The organism is Halodesulfovibrio sp. MK-HDV, from assembly GCF_009914765.1.
In the GTDB taxonomy this organism is placed as follows: domain Bacteria; phylum Desulfobacterota; class Desulfovibrionia; order Desulfovibrionales; family Desulfovibrionaceae; genus Halodesulfovibrio.
Genome location: NZ_WYDS01000002.1, coordinates 192,601 through 205,004 on the forward strand (window position 1 = coordinate 192,601; position 12,404 = coordinate 205,004).

Genomic DNA, 12,404 nt, shown 5'->3' on the forward strand with positions numbered 1-12,404 from the left:
TTCGCAAGGGCGTTTTTTTATATTCAGAGAGTCCATAATGTGAATATTTCTATGCAGAATCCTCTTCTGTATTTTCAGGTAAGGTTCCATCCATCTGTAACGTTACTGAGAAGAACTCATCAGAATCTTCAAAGGTGATATCCCAGCCCATTTTTTCAACAAGTTGTTCAATGAGCATGATGCCAAGGCCGTAACTTTCAGCATCAGTAACATCTCCTTCAGATGACCTGCTGTTGAATACCGCAAAGGTGTCTGATGTGTTGTGGATGCTGATTTCACCCTCAAATGTATGCTGGAATGCGTTACGGAGAATATTCCCGAGGATAATACGCAGTACATGTTTTGAGGCTATGATGGTTGTATTTGAAAGTAATTTTGACACAGTCACTGGCTTATCTCTGAGCAGGTAATTGTTCTCGGCAATAAGATCTTCGATTAATTCCTCAAGATTAATCTCAGCAGTAAGAGGCGGTTCACTTTCTTTTCTACTTGCCCACAGTAAGGTCGTGGTTAAGTGGTGCATGTTATGTACTGAGTTGGTCATGCGGGTAAAGGACGCAGCAAATCGTGGATCTGTGTTTAGCCCTTTGTATTCAAGTAATTCAAGATTGTTTTGCAATATTGCAATCGGAGTACGGAGTTCGTGGCTTGCGTTTTCTAAGAAACGCTGCTCGCGTTCCACTCCGGAGGCAATACGTTTTGTGTTGCTGTAGATCAGGTCAGCAAGTTGATTTAATTCTTTGTATTTGAATGACTTCTTCTGCTGTTCTAACGTTTTAGCCTCTAAGCTGTTTGCCCATTCTCGTAATTCATCAATGGAGCGGGATATGCGATGTAGAAATGCGAGCATGATTACGACGATAATGGCAAGTACCGTAAGTCCCGTTTTTCCGATAAACGAGAGCATGTTATCAAGGTCCTGCACTATTCGATCTGTGGCATCATCAAAATGCACGGTAAAAATAAAGTACACCCATCTATTGTCCGGTCGCTGCCACGGATAAATGAATTGCATAATATCTTCGTCAAAGGGATCAAAAACATCCATTGTTTTAGAGTAGAAGTCACTTTCGGGTATCGCATTTTGAATTGCTTGTGGAAGGTTGTGGTACCCCAAGTATGTCTTAAAATTTGTGTATTCCGGTAACGGAGTGTCTGGATTTAGATCATACTTTTTTGAGTATGCTTGTACTTCCATATCTAAGCGAACTTCGACAGCCAGATCTAACCCCCTCTCTCCAAAATCAATCAGTAATGTTGTGTAGCCCAGAATGAAAATGAGCCCGAAAAAACACACTGTGTAAATAATGGTCCGCCGAAGGCTAGGAGTTTTTCTCATCGTCATTTCTCAGTACAAACCCATGTCGGGGAAGTGTTGTAATTAGTGGTGTTTTGAATGGTTTATCAACTTTTTGCCGCAGCTTATGCATGTGTACTTTCAACGTATTACTTTCCGGTGTGTCATCACCCCACACGGCTCGCATGAGTTGCTCACGTGTTACAACCTGAGGGCTGTGACGGGTCAATTCCAAAAGTAATTTCCATTCTGTCGGCGTAAGCACAAGTGCCTTGCCGTCTCTTCGGGCAATCAGAGCTTCGGTATCCAGTTCCAGATTCGCAACCGTGTACTTTCGAGACTGACTGCTCCGGCGTTTTGCCAGAGCGCGGACACGAATAAGCAGCTCTTTCAGAGCAAAAGGCTTAATCAGATAATCATCTGTGCCCACACTGAATCCTGCAATCTTGTCATCGAGCGTGTCACGCGCTGTCAACATAAGCACCGGTGTATCCACACCGTCTTTGCGAAGGGTGTCGCACAGAGATAATCCATCCATTTTTGGCATCATGACATCAAGTAGAAGTACGTCGTACTGATTCTGCTGCGTGAGCTCCAAGCCATGAAGCCCGTTTGCAGCATGGTCGCAGGTAATATTTTCCAGCTCAAGATACTCCACAAGTGAGGCAGCAAGATCGTAATCATCTTCAACAAGTAATACATGCAGATTCATCATAAACTCCTCTAGATCATATGGCATGTGGAGCATAGCTGTCGCTGTGCTTTCCAGTGTCGGCCTTTATTGTAACGTTGCTATTCATGTGCGGCTCTTTTGGGCTGGTACGATAATGCTGTCCAGAGCTTAGTAAGTGCAACGTGTGTATTGTGTGAAAAACGGATTAATGCAGGAATCAAAAGAAGCGTAATGGCTGTCGCGAAGAGTATACCATACGCCATGGAGATTGCTGCCGGAATAAGATATTGAGCTTGTTCCGAGGTCTCAAGCAGTAATGGAACAAGCCCGATAAATGTTGTGATGGATGTTAATAAAATAGAACGCATGCGCTTACAGGATGCTTTGATGAGTGCCTCATCAAGCGATAGACCATTTGCTCTTTGCGTCGAGTATTCTGTTACCAGTAACAGGCTGTCGTTAACAACAACACCGCATAATGCCAACACGCCGAAGAGTGAGAGCATGCTTATAGGATAGCCGAGTATCATGTGGCCGCCAATAGCACCGATAAACCCGAAAGGAATTGCTGCCATAATAATTAACGGTTTTGTGTACGACTTCAGCGGGATGGCAATGAGGGTGTAGATCATGATGAGTGTAATCATAAATGCACCCCATAATGACCCTGTCGCTTCTGCCTCTTCCTGTGCTTCGCCGGAAAGACGGATCGTAATTTCCGGATACTGTTTTCGGAGTTTCGGGAACAGGCTGGTTTCTAAGTTTTCAACAACTTTACTCGGAGAGGTAATGCTTTTGTTGGTTGATGCAAAAATATTCGCAACTCGTCCGCCGTTTGATCTGTTGATTTCAACGGGAGCGTATCCGGGAATAATATCTGCTACCACTTCAAGTGGAACCAGCGAACCATTGGCTGTTCGTATACGCGCTCTACGCAAGTCTTCAAAATGTTTCCGCTCAGCAGCCGGATAGCGAACCTGAACTTTTACATTATCCTGTCCTTGTTGGAAACGCTGTACCTCATACCCTTGAAATCCTCCCCGCAGTTGGGATACCAAGTCGTTAAGTGTTACTCCCAAGCTTCTGGCGTCTGGTTTTATGAGCAATCGGAATTGAGGCTGTCCAGTCTTCAGGTTGTCACGGATGTTGTAGACGCCTGCATATTCTCCAAGCTTGTCTGTAATTTTTTTTGAAGCAGCAGCAAGAGATTCCGGCGATGCTCCGATAATTTCAATGTAAATATTCTTCATAGTAGAAGTGCTTGCGTCAAAGTTTACGGTGTCTGTCCCTTCCATTTCGCCTACAGCTTTTTGCCAGCGAGCGACTAACGTTTCTGTCGGTACGCTGTTTTTCTGTTGCTGATTAAGCTGTGCGGTGACTGCAAACCCTGTTGAGCTTGTGACATCCGTTTGTACATTGCGTATAGGCGGTTTTTTTAGGCCGTATTCTTTTTGCAGCGCAACAGATGTTGTATAGAGGGCAGACTCAACTTTGTCTGCGTTTCGCAACGTAATTCGCTTACCTGCTTCTTGATCCATGTCGACAGTTACTGTGATGATGTTGCCGGTGATGTTAGGGAAAAATACGGTTCGTATACGTCCGCTTATCATGATCGCAAAAAGGCAGATGAGTATGCAGAAAAAACTTAACAGTGTAAGACCGGGAGCTTTTAAAACACGACGTAATGCAGGAGTGTAAAAGCGTTCCTTAAAGGTCTCAAGCGAGCGGGTCACCCATTGTTGTACGCGAGCAAGAGGGCGTGAAAATCGTGAGTTTTTCCCGCTGCTGGTTAATCGTGTTCTGGCTAAATGAGACGGCAAAATAAATTTCGACTCAATGAGTGAAAATATGAGGCAAAAGATGACTACGAGGGCAAATTGCCCGAAGATTTGTCCAAATTCACCTTTAATAAATGCAAGCGGAAGAAACGCTGCCACTGTGGTGAGAACCCCGAAGGTTGCGGGAGTCGCCACTTCTGAGGCACCGGCAATGGTTGCAGCAACAGGATCGTCCATTGTACCGCGTACGGTATATATATTTTCGCCGATGACAATGGCATCATCAACCAGAATCCCGAGTGCAACAATGAACCCGAACGACGTCAGTTCATTGATTGAAAAGTTGAATGCATTTCCCCCCATGAGCAGTAATGCTCCCGCGATGGATACAGGGATGCCGCATGAAACCCACAGTGCGAGTCGCAGGTTAAGAAAGAGAGTCAAAACAATAATGATGAGCAACATGCCCATAAGTCCGTTGGAAACAAGCAGAGAAACTCTGCTGTTAATGTATTTACTTTGATCGTGCCATGTAGCGATGGAAATATTCTGCGGGAGCAAGCCGGACTTTTTGACGGAGTCCACAACCTGCATTGCCTCTGCCGAGGCAGCCGTGATGTCGTTCCCACCAACGTCTACAAGCTCTAAGCCTATGGACGGTGCACCTTGAAATCTATTGAGGATAGTTTCCTCTTCATAACCAGAGCGAACAGTTGCTACATCCCCAAGCGTAATTAAGGCACCGTTAGCAGTGGTGCGTAAGGGGATGGAGCGGAATTGATCTTCCCCGTATGCCTGATTGTCAGCACGCAGGGTAATGGTTGTGAGATCTGTTTTAAGCTCACCGCCTGAGTCGATAACAGATTCATTTTGAATGCGTTGCGAGACGTCCTGCAATGTCAGCCCGCTTGCTTGCAACATCCCTTCATTAACTTCAATGGAAATTTCTTTGGTGCGTCTGCCTACGTAGTTTACCTTGCCGATGTTTGGTTTCAGCAGCAGTTTCCGGCGTATGGAATCTGCCAGTGTTTGCAGGGTCTTCTGACGGGCGTCACCAAAAAGATGGATGTAAAGAATGTGTTCGTTCCATTCTTCCTGCGAGATGACAGGGCGTTCTGCTCTGGCTGGAAGTGTGTCGATGGCGTCAACCTTACTTTTAATGTCACGCATGAGGGTAGTAAGGGAGTAATCAGCCTTTTTTTCAACCATCACGCTGGAGTTGTCACGTGTGGACGTACTGGTGATCTCTTTAATCCCGTTAATGCCGTTGAGGGCTTCCTCAATTTTTATTGTGACTCCTTTTTCCACGGATTCAGCGGAGCTGCTGTTGTAGGCTACAGAGATAGTAACGAGCTTTGGCGGAAAGGGCGGGAATGCCTGCTTGGGACGATTGAAACCGACAACACAGCCGCCGATAAGAATGAGGATAACAAGCAGGTTTGCTGCCACAGGATTGTGGACAAACCACGCAATAATTCCTGAATGTGGTTTCTTATTCATATGCAACCTCAGCAGTAACCGGAGCGACCGAGGTTCCTGGGAGATAGGTGCCAAGTGGCTTTAGCACAACATTCATAGATACATTGCTCTGTTGCGCAAACGGGAGACGGGCATAGATCGTCCCCTGCTTACGGAATTTGATGTCTGCTTTAATCTTTTGCAGAGTGTTAGCGGTGTCGACGAACCAGAGATTGCCGTTCTGGGTCAGCGAGCTTTCAGGAATGGCGAAGACGTTATCAAGCGAAATTCCGGAAATTTCCGCTTTGATAAAAGTACCCGGAAACAGAGGCGTTTTGCTTGTTAACGGGCTGGAAATGCGGACGATGGCGATACGTTGGCGTGTGGCTTTGGAGATTTGCAAGTCCACGGCAACGAGTCGTCCTTTCCACTGTTGGTCGGGAGTTGTGACGGATGTCAGCTCTACGGGAATTTCATTCCAAACTGCGCTATGCGATATCCCTTGCAAAGGCAGTAGGTTGAATTGAGCTTCTGTTAGTGGAATCTGGACATCAAGTTGACCTGTTCCGTACAGGGTTCCAATAACAGTACCTTCGGAAACAAAGGAGCCTATGGCAACTTTTCGACTGATGACGGCTGCATCGTATGGTGCAACAATGCGTGTGTTTTTGAGATCATTTCGTGATTTAGCAAGGGATGCTTTTGCCGCGTAGACCCGAGCCTGTGCGGCGTCGAGTTGCGGCTTGTGCAGAACCAGAGAGGAAGCAGGCGTTTTGCTGTTTCCCATCCGTTTCCAGTCTTTTTTTGCCTGCAATGCGCGGCGTTCTTCTTGTAGAAATGCAAGGTTCGCATCGGCTAGCTCTTTTTGTTGCAAGGACACGGCAGAACGATATGCAACGTCTTCAACTGTTGCGAGAAGCTCTCCTTTGGCAACAAGCATACCTTTATCAAACACGTCACTGCGTTGAACCAAACGACCGGACACCGCGGAAACAATGTCCGTTTTCCTGTATGGTGCCACCTGTCCGTATGCGATGACGGATGCTGTATGTGCAGATGAGTTTATTTGCACAACCGAAACAGGATGCGGAATACTTTTTTCTTCCGCCAATGTTGGTTCTACCGGGGTTGAAACAAGCCAGAAGCATAATGCGACGGTAATCGTTAAGATTATCGAACCTAAAATGAGATGGAAATGTTTATTTTTCATGGCTTGTATCCTTAGTACTGCTTTTCGCCGCCTGTATAAGCGGGGCATTATGTTCGCTGCTTAATCCCACAGCTACGGCAAGGGTAATACGATTTGTTGTGCGGGAGGTTCGGATAGCCAGAAGCTCCGCCTCCGTGTTTAATTCGTTGTTTTTTGCCGTCAGCAAATTGAGTATGTCTGTTAACCCTTCCCGATATTGCTGCTCATAATTGATTCGGCTTTCCCGTGCGTATTGAAGTGAAGATTTAAGAAACTGTTCCTGTTTTTCGAGGCTGGTTTCGTTTTCCAGTGCATTTTCCACTTCCGAGGCAGCGTTGAGCACCACCTGTCGATACTCTTCCCACACAGCTTTGCTTTCTTCAGAACTAGCAGCAGCCGTATCTTTGAGTTTCCCACCCATAAAAAGAGGCTGACTAAGGGAGCCGACAAGATTCCAGACGGACGGGCCAGTACCGATGGAGCTGAACCCGTTGGATGAGTAACCTACGTCGGCGGAAAGCGTAAAAGTTGGCAGCATGGCTTTGTTTGTTGCAGAAACATTTGTGTCCGCCTGCTGTATTCGAAACCATGCAGCTTTAATGTCTGGCCTGTTTGTGAGCACGGACGACGGAAGAGCAACAATCGGTGCAGCCATAACTGGCAAAGCAGTTTCCCCGCTGACAAGTCCGGAAGGATACCGACCGAGAAGTATTTCCATGGTTCTTTTTGATTTAGTCACATCGAGCATATTCGCTACGAGCACCTGCCGTGCGGCTTCTGTGTTGGCCTTTGCGGTTGCAAGGTCTTCCGGCTTGCCGATGCCCATGCTGTATCTGTCGAGCACGATGTCTTCAGCATTTTTGAGTGCTTCAATGCGGCGGTGTTGAATTTCTACTGCAAGATTTCGCGATGAAAGGTCTATCCATGCCTGCATGACACGAGCGACGAGTGCATTGCGTGCGGCAATGTAGTCTTCTGTTTTTGCGGCAACACTGAGCTTGTCTGCTTTGTACAGATCTGCCAGTCGTCCCCATAAATCTATTTCCCAGCGCACATTCATTGATGAAGAGTATGAATCTGCTTCGTTGCCGGATGCATTGCTTCGTGTTCCAGAGCCTCCCAGTGATACAGAAGGCATATAAGCAGAGGACGTCACACTTAGCAGCAGTCCGGAGGCTTGCAGTCTGTACGCTGTGGCAAGAATATTGGGGTTAGCGTTGAGTGCTTCCTGCACCAGTGTTTTGAGTTCCTGATTGTTGGTGAGTTCTTCCAGATGCGCAGCCGTTCCAACCTCAGTAAGGGGTTCTTTCCATGCGGATGGAAACTGTTTTGCGAGCGCGTCTTGTCTGGCAGGAATGTTGATTCGTGAAGCGCAACCTGTAAGCGTGAGAAAAGACAGGCTAAGGATGAAAATTGTGAGCTTATGGAGAAGTGAATTGTTCATATCGAAAAATGCTTTTTATAAGAAAAAAATACAATAGTACTGAATATTACAAGGCTAACGCGCTGTGCGATGACTTGTGTGTATGGCAGGAAGGAAAGTAGCAATGAGTTCGTTAACAGGCGGTTAATGAGTAATTTTTTTTGACAGTAAGGAGTTATATCTTGTGATCAAAGGATAATACAAAAAGTAGTTTAGGCAGTAGGCAGTAGGCAGTAGGCAGTAGGCAGTAGGCAGTAGGCAGTAGGCAGTAGGCAGTAGGCAGTAGGCAGTAGGTTTGAAATGTTTGCAAACTTTGTATCATATGGAATGTGGTGCGGGTTGACTACAGAGAGTGTGCTGGTTTCTGCCGTATTGTGCTGTCGAGATGTTGAGACGAACTTTTATGTGTTTTAGAGTGGCAGTCTCTTTTTTTTTGGTAATAATCTTTTTCATAACCATACCATAACGTATTCATTGATAGATTCCCTCAGTAAAAATTTGCATATCTATTGATAGTGAACTGAGGAGGCACGTATGGATATTCAGGGTGTAAAAAGAAGAATGGTGTTCTGTTATCTTATGATGACAATGCTGTTGTTACTTTCAGTAGGAATAACTTTCGCTGCAGATACTACACTGCAGTATGATCTTGATGAAAATTGTGAAGAAATAGAAGAAGGGATTCCAGTTGAGGTCATAGCATTCGGGGGATTCATATCTGAAGCCGATTTCAATAACTCTGGTGCATCATTTTCTCAGCAAAACTATGAGATTGGTGTGACAGGCGGTTTTTTCAGAATGCAATATCAGAATTCCCAATTTAATTGGCATGATACTGAAAAACTTAAGTTCGGTAGGGATAAGTCCAAAGATCCATGGAAGAGTTTAAATACCCTTTCTTTTGGCATGAGCATTCCTATTGAGCTTTCCGATGCATGGTTCGTGATGGTCGATCTTGATGCCTACACAGGCTACGAGGACAGGATTACATCAGACTCATTCGGGTATTCCGGCATGGTTATGGTTGGATATACGGTGAATGAGTATTTTAAAATATATGCGGGTGCTGGTGTTAATAAAGACCCTTTACGATGGGGTTTTGCTCCGGTGGCAGGGATTCAGTATGAAAATGACGATTGGCTTATTGCGATTGGCTTTCCGTCAACTGTTGTGCAGTACAGAGTAGCTCCGGAATGGATCGTTAGAACAGAGTATTCCTCGACTGGTGGGATTTACAAATTATCCAAAAATAGTGCAGCTGAACGTAATGGTTTTGCGAGTATTCAAGGGAGTGTTGTCGGCATTTATGCAGATTGGATTCCTATGGATGGACTGATGATTTCATTAGGGCCGGAGTATCATTTTGATCGCAGTATTCGTCTGTACGATAAAGATGGTCATAGAGTAGGCAGTAAAAGCAAGCCTGATAACGCATTCGGCGCTGCGCTTAATATCTCGTATGGTTTTTAGACGACAGCTCTAGTTACTTTAGCTATTTCTTGCTGTTGTATATCTATCCGCCCCCCTCAAACTGCGGAGAGCATAGTCCCCAAATTGCTTTAGCTGGCACAGGTAAAGAAAATACAAAGTAACTCGGTTTAGTAACTTACTATTGGTTTTTGTTCGAACTGCCTATGTACCGGTATTCTTCGGCATTTGCTCAATGACAAAGGGGCTCAGATTTCTGAGCCCCTTTTCAGTGGGTAGGGGTTTTCGATATGCCGTTCGAATACCTTGCCATACGATATGCATAGCGCATTATGTTAGATTGCTGACAAACCTGCACATTGCTGCGCACCCCTAGGGCACTTGTTCCCGTGGGACTCGAAGACTCGCTAACGGTTGACTGGCGTTACTTCAAAAAAGTCAGATGCTCACATAGATCTAACTATGCTTCGCCCCTGACTTTTTCTTGCGCCTTGCACTGCACAGGTTTGTCTCAATCTGTTTAAAAATAATTTTGTCAGAAACTTCTATGTATAATTATTTTCCAAATGGGCACTTAGGGAAGGAGCAGTTTGCGCAGTTAAGGCACATGCCGCCTTCGCCCATGGAAGCAAGTTCTTCTCTTGTAATTTGCACTCCGGCTAAAAGACGCGGAAGAATAAGGTCGAGGCTGGTGTGCTTAAAGAATAACGCACATGCCGGAACCCCGAGTAACGGGATTGAGCCTATTTTACCAACGAGAGTCATTGCACCGGGAAGAATTGGTGCGCCGTAGAGCAGGTTATGCGCTCCGGCATCAAGCAGTCCCTGTCGTGTTACATCGTCAGGGTCTACAGAAAGTCCTGCTGTTGTAATTATGATATTACAGCCAGCCTGAACAAATTCATGTGCGGCGTCGCTGATTGCGGTGCGATTATCCGGAACAATCTTCGAGCGGTGAACATCACCGCCGAGACCGAGCATTTTTTTATGAATGATGCTGTGAAATTTATCTTCGATAATGCCGTTGAATACTTCATCACCGGTGATTAAAAGACCGGCTCGAGCTGTCATAAGCGGACGTACTTCAAAAAGCGGGGTTTCCTGCAAGGAGTGCAATGCTTGTTCAAACTGGAGGCGTTGCAGATATAGAGGAATAGCACGGGTTCCGCCGATCTCTGTACCTTTGCGGACAATGGTGTTTCCGTTACGTGATGCAGCCATTACACCCGAACACATGTTGAACCGTTTCATGGCGTCTGCGTTTACTCTCAGCAGGCCGTCAAGTTCTGCCACAAGTGTTACTTTGCCTTCGTGCGGTTCGCCTTGTGTGCTCACTCCTGTCCCACACATGGCGGTGGCAAATGCATTAGCACAGTCGTCTTCATGCACCCATTCTTTGCCCACGTCTGCATCTGCTACATAGACATTGTTTTTTCCCATTTGCTGTAATCTGCATAAATCACCTGCACCAAACGTATCGCCGCGTTTAAATGCTGCGCCTTTGCTGGTGCCGGGCAGAATGCTTGTCATGTCATGTACAACGTCTTTGCCTAGTGCTGTGTCAGCAGGTACGGTTTTCAGCGCTTCCGGTACTGGGAATACAATATCAGAAGGGACAGCAAGGGTTGTGTGACCTGCATACGGGGATTCACCCTGACAGGCTCGGCACAGTGCACCGTGAGAAGAAGGATATGGCTCACCGCAGGCAGAACATGGAAGAATGCTGCCTTTGCTGCGTTTAATCAGCTTAGGCTTTGGAACGGAAATTGGTATTGTGGAAAGAATATCTGCACCGTAGCACCCAATTTCTTTTCGCAGTCTGTCTGAATCTTGCTCCTGCTTAGGCTTTTCTTTCATCAGCCATACTAGAATCTCTGAATCTTCTGGAATCTTTGTAATGTCCAGCCATACACGCACACCTTCACCGGTGTGTTTGTCGTACAAGCTCATGGCATACCGACCAAGATTCAGGACATTCATCCACCCGTTACCGATGGTGCAGGGGGTGAGCATTTGAATTGCATCCGGCAGGCACCATGTAGTTTCTGAAATGGCCTCGTACAGCGTGCCTTCAGGCATGTGTTTTCGGGCTTCTTCCACCATATATCCACCAATGAGCAAACCTGGTGCAGGATAGTTGTGAAAGAGCGTTGCCATGTCTATAAATTGATCAAAGGTATGACTACCTATGTTTTTAAAAGCAGGTTGATGGTCGTGAGCTTGAGACATTATATTGCTCCAATAATCAATGTGTTGGGAATAATTACAGGACGTAGTTAACAGAGGCTGTTTCGGGCAGCATTTGCGGGCTCGGTGATGAAAGCCCAAGTCGTTCGCTATGGGAATAAATGTTCATTCTACCGTTACGAACAAAGCCGAGAAGCGTTCTGTTGGTTTGTTCAGCCAGATGGATTGCAGAGCTGGTTACGGCGGAAAATCCAGCAATAACCTGCGCGTTTACTGCGGCAGATTTGCGCAGCATTTCGTGACTTACCCGTGAGGATAGAAGGATAAGTCGGATATCGCCGATACAGCCGGACTGCATGGTTTGCCCGATGGATTTGTCCAGAGCATTATGCCGTCCCACATCCTCGCTATATGCGATGAGAGAAAGATTCTTGTCGTACAGGGCGCAGAAGTGTGTTGCCCCTGTGCTGCTGAACAGAGCCTGACATGCTTCGGATTCTTTTTGCAGTGAGTGAACCTGTGAAGGAGACAGAGAGAAGTCATTTCCTACGTCAGGGAAGCGAGTGGAAGCACCATGTGCGCCACTGCCGTAACAAGAGCTGCTGACGCGAACGCCTTTGTGTTGCAGAATCTGGTACACACGTTCTTTGCCGCCCTTTATGGAAAGGGCGACTTCAGCCTCTTCTGGTGAACTTTTGTGATGTAGCAGTCGCACTTGCTCCGTGGTTGAAATGAGCTGTTCTGTAATACAAAAGCCCAGTGCAAGCGCCACTTCATTCCCCGGTGTACATTCAAGCGTGGCAATAGGGATTGCATTCAGCGTGATGACAAGGGGAAATTCTACCAGAATTTGATCATCTGAAGGATGCGACTTTTGCTCACGATACCGCAGAATAGTGCGGGTCAACATTTGTTGGACTGCTGAGCTTGAATCTGTTGTGACAGCTGATGATTGTTTCTGCATAGGATGT

At 46.2% G+C, this 12,404-nt stretch carries 8 protein-coding genes; 1 reads left to right on the forward strand and 7 read right to left on the reverse strand.

Annotated elements, in window-relative coordinates; translation table 11 throughout:
• Positions 1-49: 49 nt before the first annotated feature.
• From MKHDV_RS02325 to MKHDV_RS02345, 5 genes are all read right to left on the reverse strand, one after another.
• A complete protein-coding gene (locus MKHDV_RS02325) occupies positions 50-1,198 on the reverse strand; it encodes a HAMP domain-containing sensor histidine kinase (RefSeq protein WP_216846836.1) in 1,149 nt (382 codons plus the stop codon).
• Between the two features lie 124 nt (positions 1,199-1,322).
• Positions 1,323-2,009, reverse strand: a complete 687-nt coding sequence (locus MKHDV_RS02330; protein WP_160711873.1) for a response regulator transcription factor — start codon at positions 2,007-2,009, stop codon at positions 1,323-1,325.
• A gap of 80 nt (positions 2,010-2,089) precedes the next feature.
• Positions 2,090-5,248, reverse strand: coding sequence for an efflux RND transporter permease subunit (locus MKHDV_RS02335; RefSeq protein ID WP_160711875.1), 3,159 nt, complete (start codon positions 5,246-5,248; stop codon positions 2,090-2,092).
• On the reverse strand, positions 5,241-6,416 hold the full coding sequence (locus MKHDV_RS02340) for an efflux RND transporter periplasmic adaptor subunit (protein ID WP_160711877.1): 1,176 nt from the start codon (positions 6,414-6,416) through the stop codon (positions 5,241-5,243). The genes MKHDV_RS02335 and MKHDV_RS02340 overlap by 8 nt, the downstream gene beginning before the upstream one ends.
• Complete coding sequence (locus MKHDV_RS02345; RefSeq protein ID WP_160711879.1) at positions 6,406-7,839, reverse strand: TolC family protein; 1,434 nt, start codon at positions 7,837-7,839, stop codon at positions 6,406-6,408. Before MKHDV_RS02345 ends, MKHDV_RS02340 begins: the two co-directional genes overlap by 11 nt.
• A 513-nt stretch (positions 7,840-8,352) precedes the next feature.
• Here MKHDV_RS02345 and MKHDV_RS02350 point away from each other — a divergent pair.
• Positions 8,353-9,288: an outer membrane protein gene (locus tag MKHDV_RS02350; protein ID WP_160711881.1), complete on the forward strand. Its 936-nt coding sequence runs from the start codon at positions 8,353-8,355 to the stop codon at positions 9,286-9,288.
• A 513-nt stretch (positions 9,289-9,801) separates the two neighbouring features.
• Here the strand turns inward: MKHDV_RS02350 and MKHDV_RS02355 are convergent.
• Positions 9,802-11,475, reverse strand: coding sequence for an FmdE family protein (locus MKHDV_RS02355; protein WP_160711883.1), 1,674 nt, complete (start codon positions 11,473-11,475; stop codon positions 9,802-9,804).
• 34 nt (positions 11,476-11,509) lie between these two features.
• Positions 11,510-12,397 carry a formate dehydrogenase accessory sulfurtransferase FdhD gene (fdhD, locus tag MKHDV_RS02360; RefSeq protein ID WP_160711885.1) on the reverse strand — a complete coding sequence of 296 codons (888 nt, stop codon included), beginning with the start codon at positions 12,395-12,397 and terminating at the stop codon, positions 11,510-11,512.
• Between the last annotated feature and the right edge of the window lie 7 nt (positions 12,398-12,404).